This is a genomic window from Bifidobacterium thermacidophilum subsp. thermacidophilum DSM 15837, from assembly GCF_000426425.1.
GTDB classification, from domain to species: Bacteria; Actinomycetota; Actinomycetes; order Actinomycetales; family Bifidobacteriaceae; genus Bifidobacterium; species Bifidobacterium thermacidophilum.
In genome coordinates this window covers 55417-81490 of sequence record NZ_AUFI01000007.1, presented here as the reverse complement: position 1 = coordinate 81490, position 26074 = coordinate 55417, and the positions used below count along the sequence as shown (strand labels likewise).

Below are 26074 nucleotides of genomic sequence, written 5' to 3'. Positions count from 1 at the left end.
GGTGATTGTGGGTGAGGTGGGGGAGATGAGTGATGGTGGGGATGGTTGATTGGTCGCGGAGCTTTCAAGGGTTTCAATCGGACCGGTCGGTTTCGGCCGCCGCGAGCCGCAGGAAGAAGCCGCGCAGTCCCTCGCGGACCTTGCGCATGTCCTCAGGCGTGCCGGTCAGCTCGAAGGAATACAGGAACGGCACGTGGCATTTCGCGGCAATCACGTCGCCCGCCGCGCAGAACGCATCGCCGAAATTCGTGTTGCCGGACGCGATGACTCCGCGCAGCAGGCTGCGATTGCCGCGGTCGTTGAGAAAACGGCGAACCTGCGGCGGCAGGGCTTTCGCAATGTCACCGCCGCCATACGTCGGCACGACGATCACGAACGGTTCGTTGACGATCAGCGGGCCGTCCTTCGGACGCAAGGGGATGCGATAGACGTTGAGTCCGGCTTCGGGCAGGTGGCAATTCGCGATGAATCTCGCGGTGTTTTCCGACGCGGAGGAGAAGTACACGACCGCGCCGATGTGGGCGGCGGTTGCTGCGGATTCCGGGGCGCCTGCGCTTGGTGCGCCGGGTGCTGGGGCGTTGGAATCTTGGATGCCGGGTGTCGGACTGCCAGGCGTTGGACAGTTGGACGTCGTGCTGTTGGATGTCGTGCTGTTGGATGTCGTGCTGCCGGGTGCCGCGACGCTGGAACCCAAGTCGCCCGTCATGCGTGCGGTTGCGTCGGTCATGCCCGGTTCCCGTCGGTCGCTAGGGCAGATTGCGTGTCTGCGTTTGCGTTCGCGGTCGTGTCTGTTGCTGTGTCTGCGGTCGCGAGCGCTCCGGCGAGCTGGTCTATGAGGTCCGGCCGGTATCCCGACCACGCCGCGTCCGGCGTAATCACGACGGGCGCTTGGCGGTATCCGGCTTGGACCAGCTGCGTCAGCGTCGCGGGGTTCTCGCTCAAATCGACGGTTTCGAAGGTGATCCCGCGGTCGCGCAGGCGGCGTTTGGTCGCCTCGCACTGTTGGCATTGCGGTTTGGTGAACACGGTGATGGTCAACTGTCCTCCTTGGTCGAAAGCGTCATGACGGAAGCTGTCGTGGCGGTGTCGGAACTGTTACGCTACACGACTGGGCAGGAACAAAAAACCACCATCGCTAGTGGCGTGTCGAGCGTGTCGCCACTACATCTAGTGATTTCCGGGAGCTGTTCATCATAGTCGGGAGAACGATTCCGGGGTGTGTGCGTTCGGGATGGCGACGATGCCGACCGGCAATCGAAATGTGAGGTATCCGACAAATCCGTGGTTCGGACTTGACATGTCCGTGTGCACGAGTGCGGGTATCGCGAGTGCATCTCGTGTTCGCCGTCGTCGGAGCCATCCGTGGTGCTGCTCAGGGCGTATTCGTGGAACGCAGCGGGTACTCCGCCCAAGGCTCGCGATAGACTGACAGCTGATGTACGCGGCGAACAGCCGCGCCTGCGAATGAACGCGTATGAACGTGTCATCGAACCTGTCATCGGACTCGGGAAAGGTAACGTAATGGCCGTAGAAGCTACTGCAAACATCGGCGTCGTCGGACTGGCGGCAATGGGCTCCAACCTCGCCCGCAACCTGGCGCATCACGGGAACACCGTAGCCGTGTACAACCGGCATTACGAGCGTACGGAAAAGCTCATCAACGAGCACGGCAGCGAAGGCAAGTTCGTGCCCGCGAAAACTGTTGAGGAGTTCGTCGCCTCGCTCAAGCGCCCGCGCACCGCGATCATCATGGTCAAGGCCGGCGCCCCGACCGACGCGGTGATCAACGAGCTCGCCGACGCCATGGAGCCGGGCGACATCATCGTCGACGGCGGCAACTCTTACTTCGAGGACACTATTCGCCGCGAGAAGGACATCCGCGCTCGTGGCTTGCATTTCGTCGGCTGCGGCGTGTCCGGAGGCGAGGAAGGCGCGCTCAACGGCCCGTCCCTCATGCCCGGCGGCACTGAGGAATCCTGGAAGACCCTTGGCCCGATCCTCAAGTCCATCGCTGCGGTCGCCGAAGGTGAGCCGTGTGTCACGCATATCGGTGAGAACGGCGCCGGGCACTTCGTCAAGATGGTCCACAACGGCATCGAATACGCGGATATGCAGCTTATCGCGGAAAGCTACGATCTCATGCACCGCGGGCTCGGCATGGATGCCGCCGAAATCGGTGACGTGTTCGAGGAGTGGAACAAGACCGAACTGAACTCGTATCTGATTGAGATCACCGCCGAAGTGCTGCATCAGGTGGACGCGAAGACCGGCAAGGCGCTGGTGGACGTGATCGTCGATCGTGCAGGTATGAAGGGCACCGGCACGTGGACCGTGCAGACCGCGCTGTCGCTGGCGATTCCGGTGACCGGCATCGCCGAAGCGGTGTTCGCGCGTGGCCTGTCCGGCATGACCGAGCAGCGTGCCGAAGCGCAGAAGCAGCATCTTGCTGGCCCTGAGCAGAAGCTTGATGTCGCGCCGGCTGAACGTGCCGCGTTCATCGAGGATATCCGCCACGCGCTGTACGCCTCGAAGATCGTCGCCTACGCGCAGGGCTTCGATGAGATTCAGGCCGGTGCCAAGGAGTACGGCTGGAATATTGATCTTGCTGCGGTGGCGCGCATCTGGCGTGGCGGCTGCATCATTCGCGCGCAGTTCCTGAACCGCGTGGCCGAGGCCTTCGAATCCGGCGAAGCGAACGTGTCGCTGCTGTTCGCCTCGTATTTCAAGGATGCGATCGCCAAGGCGCAGGATTCCTGGCGTCGCGTGGTCGCCCAGGCTGCGCTGAACGGCATGCCGACCCCGGCGTTCGCCAGCTCGCTGTCCTACTACGACGGTCTGCGCTCCGACCGTCTGCCCGCTGCCCTGATCCAGGGCCAGCGCGACTACTTCGGCGCGCACACCTACGGCCGTATCGACCAGCCCGGCGCCTTCCACACGTTGTGGGCCGAGCCGGGGCGTCCTGAAATCACTGCGTGATTTCACGACGCCTGCGACAGCCCCAGTGGGGCTGTCGCAAGGCTCGGCTGCGGCGCGCCGTATCGCGCGCCGCAGTAGATATTGGGTCCGGCCGTAGGCCGGTCAATAATTGCAGGGCCGGAGGCGAGCCGGGGCGTCCTGAAATCACTGCGTGATTTCGGAGCGGTGGGGCGTGTTCCGGTAGACGTGCCCCCCGGTGGGTCGTGCCTAGGGTTTGGCTGCGCGCGCGTGGTAGTTACGCCGTATCGCGCCCTGCAAGACCAAGAGGCTTGCTGCTTTTCCAAACTGGTTACGCTGAGGGATTCGTCAGCGTAACCAGTTTGTGTAGTTGGGTCGCGCGCGGAGGTATCGGTGTGGTGCTTGATTCTACGATTCCGCCAGTGCTGGTCGTCTCCGTCTGTTGGGCGGCGGCCAATTCCGATTTGTCGTTCCGAATTGAGACTTCTTAGTCCCTCACAAACTAGCTACGCTCACCGGCCTCTTAGTGTAACCAGTTTGTGTAATCGGGTCGCCGTGTTGGCGGCCAATCCGGGAGTTCATGCTGATAGGCCTCGTCGGGCTGTAATCTCCCAGAATCTGCGGGAGTTTTCGCAGATTTCCGGAATTCGTCGCTAATCTCCCGCATCCGCTGCGGGAGTTCATGAAAATCCGGCGCTCTCACGGATAATCTCCCAACAGGAACGTTGGAATTCCGCGATTCTTAAAAAACGGTCTCAAAGCCGTCCCCGGGAGAACTCCGCCGGATTTATGCTTTCGCTGTAAACTCCCGCGCGCACCCGGGAGTTTGCTGTCTTCGAGCCGATTCATAACAGAACTCCCGCATCGGTCTCGGTATTCACTCGGTCGCATCCCGTTCCGGTACAGGGCACTCGATGTCCAGCCGCCGATCTCAATCATCCCAATATCTTTCGATTCCGCCCCCTCGCCGCGAGATGTTTAGAGAAAAGTCTATACATCTCGCGTCTGAACGCCATCCGACGGACTTTTGCAGATTCCACGCCCATGATGTCTCAAGCGCCTGTCCCAAAATCGTTGGAATTCCGCGGTTTTCATAGAATCGATCGCGCAGGCGGCCATCCCGATCTCTCAATTTCTCTCGGAATCGGCCTTTCCCGCGGAGATTTTCAGATTGAAGTCTCCAAAAATCGTAAATCGAGCCGTCTGAATCGAGATTTTGAGATTCCTCACAAACTTGGTTACGCTCATCTCCCACTCAGCGTAGCCAGTTTGTGAGAGAGAGGGGATATGGGGACTGCGATACGGCGGTTCGCAAAGGAGAGGAGATGGGGATTGCGTAGGGAACGCAAGAAGGGGCGCAGTGATTGCGGAGCGAGGGCGCGGGGATTGGCGAAGTGAGGATTGGCGAAGTGAGGATTGCGAAGCGAGGGCGCGGGAAAGGCACGAGGATTGCGAGGCGGAGATACGATGTATAGAGATGCGAGTGGATTCGCGCGCGGCCTGCATGCGTGGCCAGTTTGTGGAATGGGGGACGTGTGCGAAGAGCAGCGCATCGGTGCACAGTCCGGTTTGTTGTGTGGCCCTCCGCGGCTACTCCAGCGGTGTGCGATCCCACTGGTCGGCGCGTGGAATGGTGCGCAGGCTGCGCGAACTGATGATCAGCAGCGTGATGATGAGCATCACCGCCCAGAACACCAGCATCGTCCCGCCGAATCCGAGCGCGGGCAGCAGGCTTCCGGCCGTCGCCGAGCAGAACGCGGACAGTGCCTGGGCCGGCACGGTAAACGTCACGGTGATACGCCCCTGCATCGTGTCGGGCGTCTTGCCGAAGATGAATCCGAGTTGCAGCGCGTTGATGATCGGGAACGGCAGGCACATCACGGCGTTGGCGATAAGCAACACCCAGTAGTTGTCGGTCAGCAGCATCGGCAGCGAAGCGATGCAGATGAACACGAATCCGCAGCATGTCACCGGCCCGACCGGCGCAGTATCGCTGATCCACCCAGCGATGAACGCACCCGCCAGCATCGCGAGGAATACGCCCGTATTCACGAAACCGATGAGCGTCGCGTTCACGCCGGTGCGCATCAGATGCAGCTGAATCGCATATTGGAAGCCATTGACCCCGAAATTCGCCAGTGCGGACGACACCATCGTCAACACCAGCATCCTGCGGTGCAGCGACCATGACCACCCTTCGGCGAAATCACGGAAGAACGATGCACCGCTTGCATTTTCGCTGTTGCCGCCACCGTCGCTATTGCCGTTGCCGCTATCGCTACCGTTCCGCGGATTCCCGATAACCCGGATACGTGTCGCAGCCACGCCTGCCAGCAGATACATGACCGCAGCCGACAGGAACGGCAGCCACGGGGCGATGCCGTACAGCAGGCCGCCGACGGGGCTGCCCGCCATATTGATGGTCGCGTCACGACCTTCGTTGAGACTGCGTGCTTTCGGATATGAGCGAATATCGACGATGGATTTCAACATCGCATCCGACGCGGGACCGAGAAACCCGTTGACCGCGGATTCGAACACCGCGATGGCGAGCAGCACGGGGAAGACCAGTCCGCCGGCCATGAGGAGCGCGGCGACCGACCCCCAGCAGATGACGCCCATGGTCGCGTTCACGATGATTAGCGTTTTGCGGTCGTGACGGTCGGCGAATGTGCCTCCGAACACGGCGGTCACCTGCTGCGCGATTGCGGCCAGCGAGCCCAACCAACCTGCGGCCGTGGTTGATTCGGTGAGCTTGTAGCCGATCAGGGAGACCGCCAGAAACCGCAGGGCTACGCCGACGGCCGTTGCAGTGTCCGCCGTGAACCATGGCACGTAACCCGGGATATCCCACAGCCTACGTTCGTGCGCAGGAGCGGACTGACGACCTGCCTGTTGCACACGCATCTGGCGCTTCACAGCTGCGCGGCGGCGTCAGGGGTGGTGAACCAGACGAGCTCGCCGGTGGCGTCCGCGAAGGATGACGGCCATGCTGGGTCGTTGCGTGTGGCGAATACGTGGGCCAGCGCGTCGGCCTTTCCGGCGCCGGCGGTCAGGAACCACATGCGTCGTGTTTGCGCGAGCAGCGGCGCGGTCATGCTCAGACGCAGCGGCGGCATCTTGGGGGAGTGATTCACGCCGACGACCAGCCGGTCGGTGACCGACACCTCGGCATGCCCGGGGAACAGTGACGCGTAATGGCCGTCCGGGCCCATGCCCATCACGGCGATATCCATCACCGGTACAGCGCCCAGTTCGCGGACCAGTTCGTGCTCGTACGCGCGTGCCGCTTCATCGAGCAGCGCATTGGCCGTCGTGTCGTCTGCCGCCGCGATATCCGCAGCATTCCGGGTATCCGCAGCCATTTCGTGGATATTGGACTCGGGGAGCCTCCCTTCGGCGACCAGCCGGTCGAGCAGCATGCGGCGGGCCTGCAGCGCGTTGCGGTCGCCGTTGTCGGCGGCGACGAAACGCTCGTCCGCCCACCACAGGTGCACGCGCGTCCAGTCGATGGTGTCGGTCAACGGGTTGGATGCCATGTATTCCAATGCTTTGATGGTGTCCGAACCGCCGGTGAGCGCCGCATCCACGCGGGTGCGTGTCTTGCCGCCGGCGAGCCGTTCGCCGAGCAGATCGGCGATGGCGAGCAGCAGACGTTGCGCACCGGCTTGGGCGACCGCGTCTTTGGTCGGATATACCACGAGTGAGCGTTGAGCCATGATTCCTCCTGATTCTGCGTGCCTCATACTAACGGTTACGTTCGGCGGGCATGTTTTCGATCTTCTTGCCAGCATAGTCATGGCTGGGTAACCAGTAGTGTGGCATCGCGCCTGGTGATGCCCTTCGGCGTCCGGCCACGGCACCGTACGTGTTATTGATTGCCGTTTTCGGCCTGTCGTCGGAACTTAAGCGATTATGCTGAGAATGCAATGAATCCGCATGCATCAATCCGACGACAACCGACGGTGACTCGCCGATGCATGACAAGCGCCAGCAGTCAAAAGGAGAACCTCATGCTGCCCGAACAAATCCACGGCATCACCTTCGCCCCCTTCGCCCGCCGCGGCGAACTCGCTACTGATGAAGCCCGAGAAAGCCTGCGCACCATGAAGGAACGCACCGGCGCCAATATGGTCGTGTTCGTGCCGCTCGGCGCCCAGGAGCACCCGCAAAGCCAGCGCATCGACTACACCACGGACGCCACGATGTCCGACGCCGAACTCATCAACATGATGCACTTCGCCCGCAGCCTCGGCATGGCGGTCGGCCTCAAACCCACGGTGAACTGCACCGACGGCACCTGGCGCGCCTACATCAGCTTCTTTGATGAGGACGTGGTGTGCGAGCCGAAGTGGAGCGTATGGTTCGCACAGTATGAAGAGTTTCAGCGGCATTATGCGCAACTTGCCCAGCGGGAGGGTGTCGACCTGTTCATCCCCGGCTGCGAAATGGTGATGAGCGAGCATCGCGAACAACAGTGGCGGCAGGTCATCGCCGCCGTACGTGAATGCTACGACGGCCCGGTCAGCTACAACACCGACAAATACCAGGAACACAACGTGCGCTGGTGGGACGCGTGCGACATGATTTCATCGAGCGGCTACTATCCGATTGAGGATTGGACACGGCAGCTTGACCGCATCGAACAGGTGGTGAAGCGCTTCAGCAAGCCGTTCTTCTTCGCGGAAGCCGGCTGCATGTCCACCGCCGGTTCGCAGCACATCCCCAACAGCTGGACGCTCGAAGGACCGGTCGATCTGCAAGCGCAGGCGGACTGGTATCGCAGCCTGTTCGACGCGATGGGCTCGCGCGACTGGATCCGCGGCTGCGTGCTGTGGAGCTGGCCGCCCGTCCTGTACAGCGCCGACGCTGCAGCCTCCGACCGCTACTACGAGTTCTACAACAAACCCGCCGAATTCGTAATCCGCGAGGCGTTCGCCCACTGATTGGCGATGGGAGAGCGGATTGATTATGCCGCTACATACCAAGAACGCCCGGTCATACAACACTTGCTCATCAGTGCTATACGACCGGGCGTTCCTGAGCCAGCATGTCTTACGCGGCAGAAATCCTGTCCGGCTCAGTGCCAGATCAAATCCCAGCCCTTGTTGATGACGTCCGCGTAAACCTCGTCGGGGTCCATGCGGCGCAGCTCCTCGGTCAGGCAGTCTTCGAGCGTACGCACCGGCACGCTGATCGGCTGCGGCGTCTGCCCGGGGACGCTGATGATCGACTGGTCCTCGTGCGGGCGTTCCAGCGACAGCACGCCGCCGTCCTGACGGGTCAGATACACGCCGGTGACCGCCTCGGCATGCTCGTCGGCTTCGAAATCAACCGGCACGTTGAGCTTGAGCCGCAGCCACGCGCACAGCAGGTCCGCAGGCAGGAAGTCGTTCGGCGCGGTGACGCGGGCGCGCACAATCGGGATGTGCGGCGGCTGATCGACCATGGAGGCGAGCATGGCGCGCCATACGGTCAGACGCGTCCACGACAGGTCCACATCTTGGGCGGACCAGTTGCGACGGAGCCGTTCGATGGTGGCTTCCGGGTTGCTGGAACGCATCGCGTCGGTGATACGGCTCGACGCCATGGCGCCCAACAGGTCCTTCGACGGGTTGGACGGCGGATTCGTCGGCCACCAGGCCACGACCGGCGCATCCGGCACGAGCAGCGGGATGACCAGCGTGTCGAGATGGTCGACCAGGCCGTTGCGCGGGCGGAGCACAATCACTTCGCCAGCGCCTGCGTCCGCGCCGAATCGCACTTGCGCGTCGAGATTAGATTCGTCGGCAGTCTTGGTGCTGGAGCCTTCGCCGTCAGTGCCATCCTCACCTTCAGCTGACACCGCACCAGAAGCGATGGTGGCGTGCGTGTTCGGCACAATCGCAATCACGCGGCAAGGATGCTCACGGCTCGCCGCATTCGCGACTTCCAGCGAGTTCTCAAGCTCAGCATCGTCGGTACGAATCAGCAGCGTGAGTACGCGCCCGGTCGCCGACTCGCCGCGCTCCTCATGCAGTTCGTCGATTTTCGCAGAGATTTCGCGGGTTCGTGTATTAGGCAGGTCGATAATCATGGCATCCTCCAATGGCGGCCGTCACGGGCCAGCATCTCGTCGGCTTCCGCCGGGCCCCACGTGCCGGAACGATAGGGCTGCGGCTGCCCGAGCGTTGACCAGAACTGTTCGATCGGGTCGAGGATTTTCCAGCTCAGATCCACTTCCTCAGTGGTCGGGAACAGCGGCGGATCGCCGAGCAGCACGTCAAGAATCAGGCGTTCATAGGCTTCCGGGGAACTTTCAGTGAAGGAACGGCCATAGCTGAAGTCCATGGACACGTCACGCACTTCCATCGCGGAGCCGCCGGGGACTTTCGCCCCGAACCGCATGGTCACGCCCTCGTCCGGCTGCACACGAATCACGACCGCATTGCTGCCGAGTTCGCGAACCGCGGTCTGCTCGAACGGCAGGTGTGGGGCGCGCTTGAACACGACGGCGATTTCGGTGACGCGCTTGCCCAGACGCTTGCCGGTGCGCAGGTAGAACGGGACGCCGGCCCAGCGGCGGGTGTCCACGTCGAGGCGAATCGCAGCATACGTTTCGGTGGTGCTTGACTTGTCGATGCCTTTTTCGTCCAGATAACCGACCACTTCGTGCGAACCCTGCCAGCCGCGGGCGTACTGGCCGCGGGCGGTGTGGGCGCGCAAGTCCTTCGGCAGGCGGACAGCGGACAGCACCTTGGTTTTCTCGGCCGTCAGATCCTGTGCGGAGAAGCTCACCGGCTCCTCCATCGCGGTGAGCGCCATGAGCTGCAGCAGATGGTTCTGGATGACATCGCGTGCGGCGCCGATACCGTCATAGTAGCCGGCGCGACCGCCGATGCCGATATCCTCGGCCATCGTAATCTGCACATGATCGACGTAGTTCGAATTCCAGATCGGCTCGTACATCTCGTTCGCGAATCGCAGCGCGAGGATGTTCTGCACGGTTTCCTTGCCGAGATAATGGTCGATGCGGAACACCGAGCTCGGGTCGAAAACCTCGGACACCACGCGGTCAAGCTCGCGGGCGCTTTCCAGGTCATGGCCGAACGGCTTCTCGATGATCACGCGGCGCCACGCGCCTTCGGTGGAGCGTGACAGGCCGGATGCGGCGAGTTGCTTGGACACCAGCGGGAACGCGCGCGGTGGGACTGACATGTAGAAAGCGTGATTGCCTTGCGTGCCGCGGTCTCGGTCAAGCTCCTGCACGGTGTTGCTCAGCCGTTCGAACGCCGCGGGATCGTCGAAGGTGCCCTGTACGAAGCGGATGCCCTTGGCAAGGTTCTCCCACGTGGATTCCTTGAACGGGGTGCGGCAACGGGCCTTGACTGCCTGTTTGACGAATTCGATGAAATGTTCGTTGGTCCAGTCGCGGCGGGCGAAGCCGGTCAGGCCGAAGCTAGGCGGCAGCAGACCGCGATTCGCCAGATCATAGACGGCTGGCAGGAGCTTCTTCTGAGCCAAATCACCGGTCACGCCGAAAATCACCAGACTGCACGGGCCGGCGATGCGCGGAAGACGCAGGTCGCGCGGGTCGCGCAGCGGGTTGGTCCAGGTTGGTGTGTTACTCATAATGGCCATCATACGTGTGGGGGAGGTGTTTGGTTTCGGGCCGTCCGCGCTGCGGTGCCGATTTCACGACTGGCGTATCGCGCCAAACAGGCCGGTTGTGGGGCGGCGGTGGGATATCGCTCCGTTGTTGTGACTGCCCGATCGCACGGCTGTCAGATGGCGCCGGATATCACCGGGCCACGGTTCTGCCATCAGGCTATCTGCCCAGCACGCGACTGCCGCGTCGTACAACGGCCGGGTATCGTACGCCATCCGCCCGCCGCCGTCCGTCTGCCGCCCGTCGAATGTCGCAACCGTGCCCGACGATCGGAGTATGGAGACTCATCATCGCGTTGCGGTGCTGTGTGCGCTGCCGCAGGAAGCTGAACCCATCATCGAGGGCTTGCATGGAATCGAGCGCAGCAGCCGGTACGGCACTGATTTGGTCACCGGGCAGCTTGGCGAGGCGTCTGTCGTCGTGTGCGTGGGCGGTATGGGGAAGGTCGCCGCAGGTGCCGCCGCCCAAATGCTGATCTGCGAATATCATCCGGATGCCCTGATATTCAGCGGTATTGCGGGCAGTCTCAACCCGTTGCTGGAGGTCGGGGATATTGTGGTCGGCCGTTCGCTGGTGTATCTGGAGACCAACAACGACATCATCGCCGAATGCGACCCCTTCCTGCACACGTATGCGTCCGATGACCGTCTTTCTGCGCTCGCCTGCCAGGTTCTGGACGAACAGGGGTATCGTCGCGCGCCGTCATTGGCTGAAATGGACGGTACCGCCGCTGCTGTTGCCGTCACTGACAACGATTCCAACCGCCGGTACACGCTCGGCACGATTGCGACCAGTGACCAGTTCAACACCGATCCCGACGTACTCGAGCACACCCGCCGCGTCTGGCATGGCGACTGCGAGGAGATGGAAGGCGCGGCGGCCGCCCACGTGTGTGCCAAGAACCGCGTGCCCTTCCTGGCCGTGCGCGCGATGAGCAACCGCTGCGGCGAGGCTTACGAAGACCTCAACCGTCACCAGTCGGACATGACCCTCGCCGCCCAAAACGCCGGGTCGGCGGTCCGGGCGGTCCTAGCGGCCCTACGAGCGGCACAAATCCGCCGCGCATAAGCCGGATACCCCGCAAAATCGTCGGAAATCTACCACGCATAAGGGAAAACGTGGCATTCGCAACCAGACAGATGGAATGCTTTGAAAAACAAAGCCCTTGAAACTTCTGGGTTCCAAGGGCTTAGGTGGTGCCCCCCGTGGGACTCGAACCCACAACCCACGACTTAAAAGGACGCTGCTCTAACCAATTGAGCTAGAGGGGCAACAAACGGTATTGTACACCATGGCTCGACCGGCATGCCGGCCATCGCCGATGAAGCGTGTGAGTGGCTGGGATTCGCGGGAATGAGCCGCTGGCACACTTGCACCGTTTAACGGTCTAGGCCAGGCCTGCGCGAGTCCCAGCCATGTTTTCGTTCAGCCATGTTTTCGTTCAGCTACGCTTCATACCTCTGCCGGCAGCGCACCCAGCTCCTGCAGTTTCGCCTTGATATCGTTGGCCGACGGCTCGACTTGGAATGATCCGTCCGAATACTGGACAACCGGGATGTGCTTCTGCCCGCTGATTTCCACGGCCTTGTCGGCGGCGCCGTCCTCCTGCTCGATATCGTGCCAGTCGAACGCCGCTCCGAACCGGTTCAGCGCCTCCTTGGCCCGCTTGCAGCCGCCGCACCAGCTTGCGCCGTACACGTTGATATCGCTCATGGTTCCTTCTTTCGTTGATGGTTGCCGGCGGGGCTCCCGTCCGTTCACCCCGCGCGTTGGTTGCCTATGCTAAGGCAAGACGATGGCGGATGCAGCTGTCCGGCATCAGGATTCGCAGTCCGCGCAAAACAGACAGCGTAGCCCCGCGCCCGCCCGGCCCCGCGACAGCCTTCCGCGCTTCACGGCTCGCAGCTCAGCCGCGCCCCGCAATCAGCTGTGCGCCGCCAGCCGCCGTTCGCACCAGTGCTGCACCCAGGTGAGCACCGTGCAGAACAGCAGGTAGATGACCCCTACCTCAAGGTACAGCGCGAGCGGCTCGTAATACACGGCGGTGATGCGCTGCGCGGTCATGAACATCTCGACGACGGTGATATTCGCGGCGAGCGACGTGTCCTTGACCAGTGAGATGAGCGTGTTGAACAGCGCGGGGAACGCCGACCGGAACGCCTGCGGCAGCACGATGCGGCGCATGATCGTCACGTACGACATATTCGTCGCGTACCCGGCCTCGAACTGTCCGCGCGGCACCGCTTCAATCGCCCCGCGCAAGGTCTCGGACGCGTAGGCGCCCACGTTGAGCGAGAACGCGATGATGGCGGACGGAATCGCCGGAATGGTCACGCCGATGGACGGTAGGCCGAAGAAGATCACGAACAGCTGCACGAGCAGCGGCGTCCCGCGGAACACCCACACGTAGAACTGCGCGATTTGCGTGAGCACCGGCGTACGTGCCACGCGGGTGAGCGCCACGATGATCGCCAGCGCCAAGCCAATGGCGAAGGAGACCAGGGTGAGTGGAATCGTCACCGTGATTCCTGGAATCAGTAGTTTGCCGAATGAATCGACGACTATCTGCCAGACCCTGCCGTCCATTGCGGCTCCTTTCGTAATCTATGCCGGATTTCAGTTTCCAGCGCAACCGAGGGTTACTTGGTTGAGATGTCCTCGCCGAAGTACTTCTCAGAGATCTTCTTGAGCGTCCCGTCCTTGCGCAGCTTGGCGATGGACTTGTTAATCGCTTCGGTCAGGTCGTCGCTGCCCTTGCGCAGCGGGAAGTGCGCGGCAGGGGTTTTCTCGCTTTTCACGGCGATTTTGATGTCGGCGTTCGGCTTCTGCTTGAGGTAGTCGAGCACAGCGAGCCCGTCGTTGACAATCACGTCGGCACGTCCGGAGGTCAGGGTTTCCACGGCCTGCGAGAAATCGTTGACCTGCACGAGCGTCGCGCCTTTATCTTGCGCGACTTTCGCCCAGTTGCTGCCGTTCTGCCCGGCGTCTTTCTTGCCTTTGATGTCGTCGAAGGATTTGATGGAATTGTCGTTCTTGCGGGTGACGACCACGCCATAGGAGTAGGCGTACGGTTCGGTGAAATCGTATTTCGCCTTGCGTTCGGCAGTGGTGGTGATCTCGTTGGCCACGCTGTCAGTTTTCTTCGAATCCACGCTGGCGAGCAGCGAATCGAAGTTCGCTTCGGAGAATTCGGCTTTCACGCCGAGGTCTTTGGCGACGGCAGTGGCGACATCCACGTCGTAGCCGGTGAGCTCGTTGGTTTTCGAATCATGGTAGCTGTAGGGCGCGTATGTGCCTTCGGTGCCGAAGACCAGCGTTCCCTTGTTCTTGACTTCCTGCAGCGCGCTCGTGGACGAGCTGGAGGAGCCGCAAGCGCCCAGCGGCGCGATCAGGGTGATGGCGGCTAGGGCCGCGGCGGCGAGCCGCAGGGTATGGCGTGTGCGTGTGGTCATGGTTGCTCTCCTTGTATGTGATTGATGGTGATTGATTGCCGACGATGACGTATGACGTATGACGTTTGGCATATGGCAGAGACGTGCCGATTGCGGGGACTGCGCTGGCAGACAGTCGATTGCATGCGGCCTGAAACGAGGGTCAGGAAGCGAAGGATTGCAGGAATTCCGCGGTCCTCGGCTGCGACGGATGGTCGAAAATGTCGCTTGCTGTGCCTTGCTCCACAATGCCGCCGTGCTCGAAGAACACGACATGGTCGGAAGCCTCCCGGGCGAACCGCATCTCGTGGGTGACCATGAGCATGGTCATGCCGTCCGAGGCAAGCTGCCGGATGACTTCGAGCACGCCGCCGACCATCTCCGGGTCGAGGGCGGAGGTGGGCTCGTCAAGCAGCAGAAGCTCAGGTTTCGCGGCGATGGCCCGTGCGATGCCCACGCGCTGCTGTTGCCCGCCGGACAGGGTGCTGGGGTAGCGGTCGGCGAAGTCGGCGAGCCCCACGCGGTCAAGCTGTTCACGCCCGATGGCTTCGGCCGCCTTGCGTGACTTGCCTTGCGCGTAGATCAACGGCTCGGTCACGTTCTGCAACGCCGTTTTGTTGGCGAACAGATTGTAGTTCTGGAACACGAAGCCGATGCGTGAACGGATTGCGCGGATCGTCGCCTTGTCGCGGGTCGCTAAATCGACCGGGCCGTCGCCGAAATCAATGGTGCCGCTATCGGCATGTTCGAGCACGTCGATGACACGCAGCAGCGTGGATTTGCCAGATCCGGACGGACCGATGACGGTGACCGTCGCCGCGTGCGGAATATCAAGATCGATACCGGTGAGCACATCATGCTCGCCGAAACGTTTATGCACGTCGCGGATGGTGATCATTGACGCTCCTTTCACGGGACCTATATGGCGGACTTGTATCTATCAACTGTATAGGCCGGGCCGGTGACCGTTTTCGGCGCGGCTATACCAATCGCCTATCGCAGGCTATCAGCGCCCGCCCACGCCAGCTCATCCCGATGCCGTCCTACAGTGGAATCATGTCTTGTACTACGCTTCTTGTCGGAAAATCCGCCACTATCGACGGCTCGACCATGATCGCCCGCAACGACGATTCCGGTTCTGGCCGCTACGACCCGAAACGCTTCATCGCCGTCAATCCGTGCGACCAGCCGCGGCATTACCGCAGCGAACTGAGCCACGTGAGCATCGACCTGCCGGGCGACCCATGCCGCTACAGCATTGTCCCGAACGCGTTGCCCGGCCGCGGAATCCTCGCGGAATGCGGGATCAGCGAGCGCAATATCGCGATGAGCGCGACCGAGACGATCGCGGTGAACGAGCGGGTGCTCGGTGCTGATCCGATGGTCGAATTGCAGCCGGCCCACGGCAATCCCGGCGATGATGATTACCGGCCGGAAATCCCCGGTGGTATCGGCGAGGAGGATTTCATCACGTTGGTGCTGCCGTACGTGCATTCCGCGCGTGAAGGCGTGCGTCGGCTGGGCGAGCTGTTGGAACGGTTCGGCACGTATGAGGCGAACGGCATCGCCATTTCGGATGTGGACGACGTGTGGTATGTGGAGACGATTGGCGGACACCATTGGATTGCCAAGCGTGTGCCGGATGACTGCTATGCCGCGATTCCCAACCAGCTGGGGCTTGACGATTTTGATATAGAGGATGCGTTTGGCGATGCCCGCGATCATATGTGCAGCGCCGATCTGGTGGAGTTCATCCGCGAGAATCATCTTGACCGCGGCATGGGCAACGGCATGGGCAATGGCGTGCGGTTCGCGGAGAAGTTCAACCCACGCACGCTGTTCGGCACGCGCACGACAAAAGACCATATTTACAACACCCCGCGCGCTTGGTATATGGAGCGTTATCTGAACCCGAGCGAGGATTGGGATTCGCCTGCTGCTCGGTACACGCCGATATCCGATGACATTCCGTGGTGCCGCCGGCCGGAGAACCGCGTGACGGTCGAGGATGTCGCGTTTCTGATGGCTTCGCATTTCGAGGACACGCCGTACGACCCATATGGTACGCGCGGCACGGATGAGACGCGGCATCGGTATCGTCCGATCGGCATCAACCGCACCGGGCAGATGGGATTGCTGCAGATTCGCCCATACGAGCTGGAAGTGAACCGGTCGGTGATGTGGCTGCAATACGGGTCCGGCCCGTTCACCACGCTCACACCGTTCTACACGAATGTGCGCGACACGCCTGCGTATTTGCGTGATACGGGCGCGGAGGTGTCGACGAACTCGTTCTACTGGACGAGCCGGATTATCGCGGCGCTCGCCGACCCGCATTATGTGTCGAACAGCAACGCGATCGAGCATTACCGTGAGAACGTCATGTCGCATGGGCATGCGCATATCGCTCGCGTCGATGCCTCGCTGCGGGGTGCGACGGGTGTTGGTGCTGGCGCCGGGGCCGGGCATGCCGTGAGTTGCGCCGATATCGAGGATGTCGAAGGCATCAAGCATAGCGGGGTGCGCGTGGATGCTGCCGTCGGGGCGGCCGACGATGCTGCTTCCGGAGAATCCGCCGATTGCCGTACTGCGTGCGACGCCCTCGAGCAGGCGAACCAGCAGATGGCGGATTACTTGCGCTCGCAAACCCAGGAGCTGCTCAGCAAGGTGTTGTACACGTCCAGCAACCTGATGCGCAATTCCTTTGCTATGTCCGACCGCTGAGCATCCCAGGCTCTCGGACCGGCTACTGTCCGAAACTCGTTGCGGTGTAGCCGGTCCGGGACAACGGTCGTCAGTTGAAACCAACGACGTGTTCGGCGATGTTGTAGCCGTGCCGGATGATGAATCGCCCGGTCTGCCCGTGCAGGTTGATTGCGCGTGAGACGAGTTTATGCCGCACATCATGCCCGATTTGCGGCGAAGTAACATCGATGTCGTGCCACAGCCGGTCCTTCTGGCGGTAATTTTCACGGTCGCGCGACAGAATCAGGAACACGCTGGTCACCACGCTGTTGATCGACAGGAAGTGGATCATGTACCGGTACAGCCCGTCCGGCACGGTGCCGCGTTCCGGCGTCGCCTCAAGCATGAGATGGTTGACGAGTTGCAACTGCCGCACGCGCCGGATCATCACATCGGTCTGCACAGACTGGCCTTCGCGCCCGATGAAGTAGTGGTAGAACGGCGTATCCAGGTACATGAGCCTGCGCACCCACGGGAACGGCTGATACGAGTAAATGAAATCGACATAGAAGGTATGCTCCGGCAAAATCATGCCTGATTCGCGCATGACCGAGGTACGGAAGGTCAGCGCATGCATGATCATGTACTGCGCGATGCCGAAATGCCGCAAATCGTCCCAGCCGAGCCTACGGTTCGCATCCATGACGTTGCTGAAATGCACAACATGCTTGTTGCGTTTGCCAACCTTGTCATAGACGTAATCGGTGACCAGCAGGTCGATGGGCTCCCGTTCGAGGCGTTGCGCGCGCAGGGTTTCCATGACTTGGCCGAATGAAGCCTTGCCGACCCAGTCGTCAGCGTCCACGACCTTGACGTACATGCCGGCGGCCTCACGAATGCCGGTATTGACCGCGCCGCCGTGCCCCTTGTTCGGCTGGTGGATCGCCCTGACCACGCCCGGATGCGCTGCCTGGAGCCGGTCGGCGAGCTCTGGAGTCGTGTCGGATGACCCGTCGTCGACAATGAGCACCTCGATGTCGCCGGTATCGGGCGTGTCAATCAACGAAGCGACGCAACGTTCGAGATACTGCTCCATGTTGTAGGCGGGTACGACGAACGTCAATGTTTTGGCGGTCGTGTTGGCGGGTGTGGTGCCGGGTGTGTTGTCAGTCGTGCTGTCCGCCGTGTTGTCGGCCGTGTCGCCTTGTGTGTTCTCCTGCGTATCGACCAGCGTGCGTTCCTGTGGCAGTTTGCCGCCCTCGCCGTGCGTCTGCGGAATCGTTCCTCGTTGAAGATCAGGCTGAGGCTGCGTCGTGGTGCCCGTAAAATTGGTCATTGTTCCACCTTCTGTATGTCCCGTGCAAGGCTATCACGAGGCGGAACGACGCGATGCCGGAATTGACCCATTTGCTGTGAAATCACCATAATTTGCATGATGATTTCACAAAGGCGTTACCGCGGGTTCAGAACGCGGCAAGTTCCCGCGGATTACGCCGCGTCTTCCGGAGACTTGGGATTCGCGGGGTTTGCGGGGTTTGTATGGTCTGCCGGGGTTGATTCGGCGGTGGCGTTGGCATCGGTATCGTTGGTGTCGGTATCAGCGCCGGCGGCGGAAGAATTACGCTGTTCCTCGCCATCGTCTCGGTCGCGTTTCGCCTTTTGTTCAGCCTTCTGCTCGGCTTTCTCGGCCGCTTCGCGCGCACGCTTGGCTTTCGTGCCCTCATAGCGCAGTTCCGGCTTGGCTTCGAGGTGGGACAGACCGTGCCAGGCGAGGTTGACGATGAGCGCGGCGAGCTGTTCCTTGCCGAGCTTGGGTCGGTCGGCCCAATACTGGCCGGTGAACACGGTCATGCCGACAAGCATTTGCGCGTAGTACGGCGCGCTTTTGACGGGAAGATGCTGGCGTTTGAACCATTCGACGAGAATCTGCTCGACTTTTGAGCTCACATCGCCGAGCAGTGAGCTGAACGAGCCGGTTGGGTCGGTGCTCGGGGAATCCCGCACCAGCACTTGGAATCCCTCCGGATTCTCCTCGATGTAGGTGAGGAGCGCGAGGGCCGCGCGTTCCACAATCTGCCGGGGATGGGCGTCCGTGTCGCTGAGTGAACCGATGAGCGCGTCGGTCAGCGCGCGCATTTCGCGGTCGACGACCACGGCGTACAGGCCTTCCTTGCCGCCGAAATGCTCGTAGACGATGGGCTTGCTGACTTTAGCGCTCGCGGCGATTTCCTCGACGCTCACCGCTTCGAACCCTTTGGACGCAAACAGTGCCCGCCCTATCTCGATAAGCTGCTCGCGCCGCTGATACGACGTCATCCTCGAACTACTTGCCATAGTGTCTAGTTTCCCACCCCTTGTGGATTTCAGCTGTGGGGAGGCGTGGTGATCGGCGGGTGACGTGGCCGTCCGCAGATGTCTTCAGCATCGGCGGACGACCGGTTCGCTCGGCCAGCTTCCTGGCCTTAAACAACCGTCACCACCTCGCGCGATTTCACATACGTCACCACCGCGATGACCACATCCACGCAGAACAGGAAACCGGCAATCGCGAACACCACGCCTTGCCCGCCTGTCATACGTTTGCACCGCACCCCGGCAATCACCGCTGCAAGTTCATACAGTCCGCTCGTCACAATCAGCGTCGCATCGGCGACGAAGCAGAATGCCCACACGGTCAGCGTGATGAACGGTATCTTCAGCGAGAGCACAATCGATACCACGGCCAAGGCGAACACCAGCAGATAGTAGGGGATATGCACCAGTTTGATGATCATCGCATTCCGAGCAAGCGTACGGAATTCCCCGCCGCGGCTGAGCCACACGTATACCCCGCCCACGATGACGGTCGCGACAACCCAACAGACCGAAACCCACGGAATCGCGTCGAGGAATCTGCCGCCCTCATCCAAGTTCATTTCGGGGAACAACACCAACAGCCAGAACAGGTAGGGTTGCGCGGCTTCGAACGCGGTCAGCGCGGTGAGCGAATGTTTGGTGTTCATATCATGTCCTGCCGTCGATGGTCTATATCTCGCGTCACATGCGGCTGTGTGGATACGGGAGCCGACGAAACGCAGCAGCATGGAAATACAGCGATGCGGAATACAACGATGTGCCTTCCGCTTAACCCGGTGTATCAAGGCGAGTCGAAGACGTTGTGCCGGGTGGGATCGGCGGGTGGGGGCGACGGATGCGTCCAGTCCGGTCTGTCCCTTGAAAACCATAGGCTGGGGGTATGGATACTCAACAGATTATCGCGATTGTTGTGGTGGCGGTTATCGCCATCGCGCTGATTGTCGCCGGCGTGCTTGCTGACCGTTCGCGCAAGAAGCGCATCGATGCGGCGGAGCAGGCTCGTGAAGACCGTGAGGCCGCGGCGAAAGCGGCCGCCGACAAGGCGATTGCGGCGAAACAGGCTGCCGGTTCCGAAGCCGGATCCGCCGCCGGGACTGCATCGACGCCGTCCGACCAGAAGTCGGGAGCTGAATCGGCTGAATCGATGAAACAAGCCGAATCAGCGCAATCAGCGGCTTCGTCAACCGAATCCGCCGGTTCGGCCCAATCCGCCCAACCTGAGAGCCAGACCTCTCAGACCGCTGAATCCCAGCCGCAAACGCCGGAATCCGCGACCTCCCGCATGACCCGTCTGAAGGCGCGCCTGGCGAACAGCGCGAACCCCTTCGGCAAGGCCCTGTTCAACATTCTCGCCAAGGACCACCTGTCCGAGGCTGATTGGGAGGATGTCGAGGATACGCTGCTCATGGCTGATGTCGGCGCGGATGCTTCCGAGCAGCTGGTCGATGAGCTGCGCAACGACGCCCGCATCACCGGCACGCATGACCCCGCCCAAGTGCGCGAGGCCTTACGTTCCAAGCTGCTCGCGATGGTCGGTACGGATACCGACCGTCGCCTGAACGCTGACAAGCCCGAAGCGCACAAGCCGAGCGTCATCATCATGGTCGGTGTCAACGGCACCGGCAAGACCACGACCGCGGGCAAGCTCGCGCGCCTGTTCGTCGCCGACGGCAAGAGCGTGATGCTCGGCGCGGCGGATACTTTCCGCGCGGCGGCGGCCGACCAGCTGGAAACCTGGGGCGCAAAGGTCAATGTGCCGGTCGTGCGTTCCGACAAGGATGGCGCCGACCCGGCATCCGTCGCGTTCGAGGCATCGCAGCGCGCGAAGGACGAGAACACGGACGTGCTGATCATCGATACCGCGGGCCGCCTACAGAACAAGGCGAACCTCATGGATGAGCTCGGCAAGATCCGCCGCGTCACCGAAAAGAACCTGCCGGTCGATGAGGTGCTGCTCGTCCTTGACGCGACCACCGGCCAGAACGGCATGGAACAGGCGAAGGTATTCGCCCAGGCAATCGGCATCACCGGTGTCGTGCTGTCCAAGCTGGACGGTTCCGCGAAGGGCGGCATCGTGATTTCCGTGCAGAAGGAGCTTGGCGTGCCTGTCAAGCTGGTCGGTCTGGGTGAAGGCCCGGACGATCTGGCGCCCTTCAATCCGGAGGACTTCGTCGACGGCATTCTCGCCTGACACTGGGCGGTGCGGAGTGGTGCCGCCGTGCGCAACGGAGCGCATCGGCGGCATCCTCATCTACTGTGTCGTGTTTCCTCGCGATTCGAAATCTCAATATCTCGTGATTTCGGGGCACAGGATTGAGATATTGAGATTTCGTGGCCGCGACGAGATTCGCTGATGGGACTCGCTGATTACATCCACCATCGGGACCCGCTGCTGAGCCCCGCCATATGAGGGCCGCCCGACCAGCAAGGAATCAGGCGACTGTCGCCGCAGCACCGATCCCGTTTGCAGCTTCGGCCTCGTCTGCAGCCTCGGCCCCAGCCGCCTCGCCTTTCGCCGGCGCGCCTCGCAGCGCAGCCTTCAGGAACAGCGGCGCGATGAGTGTCACCAGTGAAATCGTGAAAATAATCGTCGAATAGTAGTTGTCCGACAGAATATGTTGCGAGAAGCCGATTTGCGCGGTGATCAGCGCCATTTCGCCGCGCGGAATCATACCCGTGCCGATCACTAGGGAGCTGCGTCCGTTGAATCCGGCCATCCGTGCGCCCAGCCCGCATCCGACGATCTTCGTGATGACGCCCAGCAATGTCATCGCCACGATGAACCACACCAGGTGCATGTCGTGCACCGCTTCAGTGTCCAAACCGATGCTCACGAAGAACAGTGGCACGAAGAAGCAGTCGCCAATCGGCTCAATGTCGCGGTCCACTTGCTCGCGGTAGTCGCTGCGGCTTACGGCGATGCCCGCGAAGAATGCGCCCACCGCGTAGCTCAATCCCACCAGCTCCGAGCACCAAGCCATCGCCAGGCAGATGATCGTCGCCATGATCGCGATGCCGCTCGGCGCTTTGATGAGCGCGGCCAAAGTCATCAGCCAAGGCGCCACCCACAACACCACGACCACCGTCCCCGCGAAGAACGCGACCTGCTTGAGCGCAATCAACCCAAGTTGCTGAATCGACACGCTGCCGGTGCTGATCAGCGTGCTCATGATGCTCAGCAGGATCACGCCGATCACGTCGTCCGCAACGGCAGCGCCCAGAATCGACGCGCCTTCCTTCGTGTCCAGCCGCCCCGCTTCTTTGAGCACGGCCACTGAGATAGACACCGACGTCGCGGAGAACACCACGTCGATGAACAGCGATGACATGAGGTCGAAGCCGAACGCCATGCTCGCCCCGCCCATGATGAGCACCGGCGCGATCACGCCCATGCACGCCACGATGAGCGCCGCCTTGGAGTAGCGTTTGAGCAGCCCCAGGTCGCACCCCACGCCGCCGAGGAACATGAGCACGATGATGCCGATATTGCTGAACAATTCGGTGGAGTCGCTCGGCTGCATCACTCCGAGCACGGCCGGGCCACAGACGATGCCCACCACGATCTGCCCGACGACCTCAGGCAGCCCGGTTTTCCGGCAAATCGCACCGGACAGCATGGTCAGCACCAAGATCGCGCATAACGTTGCGACGAACACCGCCATCGGAACCTTCCTTCCCGAACGCCTTGGACATTTCGACCGTCGGCGCCCCGTCACTCCCAGCGTGCACACATATCGCATTTCGCGCATATGATGCGCATGACATACATGACGCGCGCGGCACGCATACATTCAGCCCGCCTGCCGTCAATCGCCCGCAAACCGACATCATATATATGGATTCACTTACGGATTCACTGTAATCTCGCCACGGTATCGACTGTTACACGAGCGCAATCTACATGACCTGCCCGTAACAAGGCGTGCGTTCCCCCGAAATCCGTTTGTTTAGCATGGTTGCCAGAATCCGGGACGCACAAGAGACGGGTTGAGGCCGGTTCTTCGGACACGGCGTTCACGCCCTTCGGACACACCGTCCACGTCCTTTGGATTCAGACAGCCATCCCCAAGAGAGGAAGGGAAGTGGGTGCCATGTCATCGACCAATGTCATCTGGACATTGCTCGCCGCGACGCTGGTGTTCATGATGCAAGCCGGCTTCGCGATGCTTGAGACAGGCTTCACGCGAGCGAAGAACGCCGGCAATATCGCCATGAAGAACCTGATGGACTACTGTATCGGCACGGTCCTGTTCTGGATTTTCGGTTTCGGCATCATGTTCGGCCCGTCCATCGGCGGCATCATCGGCAAGCCTGATTTCTTCGTGACAAGCAGCTACCAGTACAACCAATACGTTCCGACGATGGTGTACCTGATGTTCCAGACCGTGTTCTGCGCGACATCCGCGACCATCGTCTCCGGCGCCATGGCGGAACGCACGAAGTTCTCAGCCTACCTGCTGTACAGCGCCTTGATCTCCGCCATCGTCTACCCGATTTCCGGCCACTGGTGCTGGAATTCGGACGGCTGGCTCGCCCAGCTCGGCTTCCATGATTTCGCCGGTTCCACCGTGGTGCACATGGTCGGCGGCATTTCCGCGCTGGTCGGCGCGATTTTCTTGGGCCCGCGTATCGGCAAGTTCGATAAGAACGGCAAGGCCCGCGCAATCCCGGGCCACAGCATGACACTCGCCATGCTCGGCATCTTCCTGCTGTGGATCGGCTGGTTCGGTTTCAACCCCGGCTCCACGATTACCGCTGACGGCAAGGACACCTGGGTGGAGATGGGCAGCATCTTCATCACCACGAACCTGGCGGCTGCTGTCGGCGCGCTCACCGCGATGTTCCTCGCCTGGAAGAAGTACGGCAAGCCGGATGTCGGCCTGACCATCAACGGCGCGCTCGCCGGCCTGATCGGCATCACCGCGGGCTGCGATGTGGTCAGCCCGGTCGGCGCCTTCTTCATCGGCCTGATCTGCGCGTTCATCTACGTGTACGCCGCATCCATCGTCGAGAACAAGTTCAAGATCGACGACCCGGTCGGCGCATTCGCCGCCCACGGTTGCTGCGGTGCCGGTGGCACCCTGCTGGTCGGCCTGTTCGCGAAGGACGGCGGCCTGTTCTACGGCGGCGGCTTGAAGCTGCTGGGCGTCGAACTGCTCGGTGTGGTCGCGGTCGCGGCATGGACCACGGTCACGATGATCATCATCTTCTGGGGCATCAAGCACACGATCGGCCTGCGCGTCTCCGCCAAGGAGGAGCTGTCCGGCCTTGATCTGCCTGAACACGGCCTGATTGCCGCCTACGCTGATTTCGAGCCGAGCGTGCTCACCAAGAGCGAGGACGCCTATGAGGCCCGTATCGCCCGCGAAGCTGAAGCCGAGGCCGCTGGTGCGGCTGGTGCCGCTGGCGCACCGGCGAAGGAGGCCGCCGCCGCCAAGTAACAAGAGGCAGCCGTCCTGTGGCCCGCCAACCTGTGGCACGCCGTTGGACAATGCCCACAATGTGGTCATCAAACTCGGCAGGAATTCCTGTCCATGGTTCCCCGCGAAGCGCGGAATTCGGGACAAGTCGCGGATAATTGTACAAGCGCTGTAACGTTGGCGTAACATTCCGTAACGTTTCGAAAACCCGGCGGGCGTTCCATAACCGTGTCAGTTCCCACATGGGGATTACAAGTGAGTGGTTCGCTCGCCCGCCCGCCTCGTCCAAGGCGGGCGCCGGAGAGGGAGGTAATGTATGGACACCGGAAATGCAGCGTGGATGTTGACATCCGCAGCTCTGGTCTTCTTGATGACGCCTGGTGTGGCGTTCTTCTACGGCGGCATGGTCCGCGCGAAGGCCGTCCTGAACATGTTGATGCTGTCGGCGGCCGCGATTTCGGTCACCGCAATCATCTGGACGTTCTGGGGCTGGTCGATCGCTTACGCAGGCAAGGATATCGGCGGGATCTTCGGCGATCCGGCCACCGGCTTCCTGCTCAAGGACTCCATGGTCGCCAAGGACGGCGTGTTCACCGCCGCCAACACGTCCGGTGATTATCCGGGCAGCATTGATGTGGCATTCCAGGCCACCTTCGCGATGATTACCGTCGCACTGATTACCGGCGCGATCGCTGAGCGCGTGAAGTACAGCACCTGGATGCTGTTCGTGGCGCTGTGGATCACCTTCGACTACGCCCCGATGGCGCACATGGTCTGGAACGGCGGCCTGCTGTCCCCGACGGGTGCCATCTCTCAGGCTCTCGGCGCCGCCGCGCATGATTTCGCAGGTGGTACGGTCGTCCACATCAACGCGGCCACCGCGGCTCTTGTCACCGTACTCATTATCGGCAAGCGCAAGGGCTTCGGCACGCAGCCAATCCGCCCGCACAACGTTCCGTTCGTCATGCTCGGCGCGTTCCTGCTGTGGTTCGGTTGGTTCGGCTTCAACGCAGGTTCTGCGTTCGGCGCGAACGGCACCGCCGGCTACGCGTGGGTCAGCACGACCGCCGCTGCGGCCGCCGCAATGCTCGCCTGGGGCTTCACCGAGAAGGTGCGCTCCGGCCATTACACCGCGGTCGGCGCGGCATCCGGTATGGTGGCCGGTCTGGTCGCCATCACCCCTGCGGCCGATGTGGTCTCCCCACTGTGGGCCATGGTGATCGGTGCAATCGCCGGTGTGGTCACCTGCCTGGCGTGCGGTCTGAAATTCAAGTTTAGTTATGACGATTCGCTCGATGTGGTCGGCGTTCACGGCGTTGGCGGCTTGATCGGTACCGTGCTCATCGGTTTCTTCGGTGTCGGCACCGGTCTGTTCACCGGTGGCAGTTGGCGTCAGCTGGTCGTCCAGATCCTGGTGGCCCTGATTGCCGTCCTCTACTCCGCTGTAGTGACCTCGATCATCGTCTTCGCGCTTGAGAAGACGATGGGCTGGCGCGTCACCGAAGCCCAGGAGGTTTCAGGCATCGATATGGCCGACCAGGGCGAGCGTGCATATGATTTCGCTGGCACTGCCAGCTCCGTCCTCAAGGAGGTGAAGTGAG

At 61.7% G+C, this 26074-nt stretch carries 20 protein-coding genes, 1 tRNA gene and 1 pseudogene; 7 read left to right on the top strand and 15 right to left on the bottom strand.

Features of this window, described 5'->3' with window-relative positions; all coding sequences use genetic code 11:
• Nucleotides 1-73 precede the first annotated feature (73 nt).
• Together nrdI and K315_RS0102760 are read right to left on the bottom strand one after the other, a co-directional pair.
• Nucleotides 74-592 (bottom strand): class Ib ribonucleoside-diphosphate reductase assembly flavoprotein NrdI, encoded by a 519-nt coding sequence (gene nrdI / locus K315_RS09205; RefSeq protein WP_033521062.1) that lies wholly within the window; start codon nt 590-592, stop codon nt 74-76.
• Between the two features lie 131 nt (nt 593-723).
• Nucleotides 724-1038, bottom strand: coding sequence for a glutaredoxin domain-containing protein (locus tag K315_RS0102760; protein ID WP_029576083.1), 315 nt, complete (start codon nt 1036-1038; stop codon nt 724-726).
• 483 nt (nt 1039-1521) lie between these two features.
• Here K315_RS0102760 and gndA point away from each other — a divergent pair, with 483 nt between their 5' ends.
• The gene (gndA, locus tag K315_RS0102755) at nt 1522-2976 is read left to right on the top strand and encodes an NADP-dependent phosphogluconate dehydrogenase (protein WP_029576082.1); all 1455 of its coding nucleotides are present in this window, start codon (nt 1522-1524) and stop codon (nt 2974-2976) included.
• 2070 nt (nt 2977-5046) lie between these two features.
• Here gndA and K315_RS10915 read toward each other — a convergent pair.
• Nucleotides 5047-5841, bottom strand: a pseudogene (locus tag K315_RS10915) (MFS transporter); the annotation flags it as partial.
• A gap of 8 nt (nt 5842-5849) precedes the next feature.
• Nucleotides 5850-6653, bottom strand: coding sequence for a 6-phosphogluconolactonase (pgl, locus tag K315_RS0102745; protein WP_029576080.1), 804 nt, complete (start codon nt 6651-6653; stop codon nt 5850-5852).
• 294 nt (nt 6654-6947) lie between these two features.
• On the opposite strand from pgl, the gene K315_RS0102740 reads away from it, so the two are divergent.
• On the top strand, nt 6948-7880 hold the full coding sequence (locus K315_RS0102740; RefSeq protein ID WP_029576079.1) for a glycoside hydrolase family 113: 933 nt from the start codon (nt 6948-6950) through the stop codon (nt 7878-7880).
• A gap of 134 nt (nt 7881-8014) precedes the next feature.
• Here K315_RS0102740 and K315_RS0102735 read toward each other — a convergent pair whose 3' ends face one another.
• The gene (locus K315_RS0102735; protein WP_029576078.1) at nt 8015-9010 is read right to left on the bottom strand and encodes a glucose-6-phosphate dehydrogenase assembly protein OpcA; all 996 of its coding nucleotides are present in this window, start codon (nt 9008-9010) and stop codon (nt 8015-8017) included.
• Complete coding sequence (gene zwf, locus K315_RS0102730; RefSeq protein ID WP_029576077.1) at nt 9007-10545, bottom strand: glucose-6-phosphate dehydrogenase; 1539 nt, start codon at nt 10543-10545, stop codon at nt 9007-9009. The genes K315_RS0102735 and zwf overlap by 4 nt, the downstream gene beginning before the upstream one ends.
• A gap of 313 nt (nt 10546-10858) precedes the next feature.
• On the opposite strand from zwf, the gene mtnN reads away from it, so the two are divergent.
• A complete protein-coding gene (gene mtnN / locus K315_RS0102725; protein ID WP_044085946.1) occupies nt 10859-11650 on the top strand; it encodes a 5'-methylthioadenosine/S-adenosylhomocysteine nucleosidase in 792 nt (263 codons plus the stop codon).
• A 126-nt stretch (nt 11651-11776) separates the two neighbouring features.
• On the opposite strand, the gene K315_RS0102720 is transcribed toward mtnN, so the two are convergent.
• The 5 genes from K315_RS0102720 to K315_RS0102700 form a co-directional block, all read right to left on the bottom strand.
• Nucleotides 11777-11853 (bottom strand) — tRNA-Lys (locus K315_RS0102720).
• A 181-nt stretch (nt 11854-12034) separates the two neighbouring features.
• On the bottom strand, nt 12035-12295 hold the full coding sequence (locus tag K315_RS0102715; protein ID WP_029576075.1) for a mycoredoxin: 261 nt from the start codon (nt 12293-12295) through the stop codon (nt 12035-12037).
• Nucleotides 12296-12505: 210 nt separating this feature from the next.
• Nucleotides 12506-13168 carry an amino acid ABC transporter permease gene (locus K315_RS0102710; protein ID WP_029576074.1) on the bottom strand — a complete coding sequence of 221 codons (663 nt, stop codon included), beginning with the start codon at nt 13166-13168 and terminating at the stop codon, nt 12506-12508.
• 53 nt (nt 13169-13221) lie between these two features.
• Nucleotides 13222-14034: a transporter substrate-binding domain-containing protein gene (locus K315_RS0102705; RefSeq protein WP_029576073.1), complete on the bottom strand. Its 813-nt coding sequence runs from the start codon at nt 14032-14034 to the stop codon at nt 13222-13224.
• Nucleotides 14035-14176: 142 nt separating this feature from the next.
• Entirely contained in the window at nt 14177-14911 is a 735-nt protein-coding gene (locus K315_RS0102700; protein ID WP_029576072.1) for an amino acid ABC transporter ATP-binding protein, read from the bottom strand.
• 158 nt (nt 14912-15069) lie between these two features.
• On the opposite strand from K315_RS0102700, the gene K315_RS0102695 reads away from it, so the two are divergent.
• The gene (locus K315_RS0102695) at nt 15070-16737 is read left to right on the top strand and encodes a C69 family dipeptidase (protein WP_029576071.1); all 1668 of its coding nucleotides are present in this window, start codon (nt 15070-15072) and stop codon (nt 16735-16737) included.
• 70 nt (nt 16738-16807) lie between these two features.
• Here the strand turns inward: K315_RS0102695 and K315_RS0102690 are convergent, their stop codons facing one another.
• The 3 genes from K315_RS0102690 to K315_RS0102680 form a co-directional block, all read right to left on the bottom strand.
• Nucleotides 16808-18034 carry a glycosyltransferase family 2 protein gene (locus tag K315_RS0102690; RefSeq protein ID WP_029576070.1) on the bottom strand — a complete coding sequence of 409 codons (1227 nt, stop codon included), beginning with the start codon at nt 18032-18034 and terminating at the stop codon, nt 16808-16810.
• 152 nt (nt 18035-18186) lie between these two features.
• Nucleotides 18187-19014, bottom strand: coding sequence for a TetR/AcrR family transcriptional regulator (locus K315_RS0102685; protein WP_029576069.1), 828 nt, complete (start codon nt 19012-19014; stop codon nt 18187-18189).
• 146 nt (nt 19015-19160) lie between these two features.
• The gene (locus K315_RS0102680; RefSeq protein ID WP_029576068.1) at nt 19161-19700 is read right to left on the bottom strand and encodes a DUF6652 family protein; all 540 of its coding nucleotides are present in this window, start codon (nt 19698-19700) and stop codon (nt 19161-19163) included.
• Nucleotides 19701-19933: 233 nt separating this feature from the next.
• On the opposite strand from K315_RS0102680, the gene ftsY reads away from it, so the two are divergent.
• Entirely contained in the window at nt 19934-21244 is a 1311-nt protein-coding gene (ftsY, locus tag K315_RS0102675; RefSeq protein WP_029576067.1) for a signal recognition particle-docking protein FtsY, read from the top strand.
• 241 nt (nt 21245-21485) lie between these two features.
• Here ftsY and K315_RS0102670 read toward each other — a convergent pair whose 3' ends face one another.
• Entirely contained in the window at nt 21486-22715 is a 1230-nt protein-coding gene (locus K315_RS0102670; RefSeq protein WP_029576066.1) for a cation:proton antiporter, read from the bottom strand.
• 429 nt (nt 22716-23144) lie between these two features.
• Between K315_RS0102670 and K315_RS0102660 the strand changes: the two genes are divergently transcribed.
• A complete protein-coding gene (locus K315_RS0102660; RefSeq protein WP_029576065.1) occupies nt 23145-24494 on the top strand; it encodes an ammonium transporter in 1350 nt (449 codons plus the stop codon).
• Between the two features lie 295 nt (nt 24495-24789).
• Nucleotides 24790-26073, top strand: coding sequence for an ammonium transporter (locus tag K315_RS0102655; RefSeq protein ID WP_029576064.1), 1284 nt, complete (start codon nt 24790-24792; stop codon nt 26071-26073).
• Nucleotide 26074 lies beyond the last annotated feature (1 nt).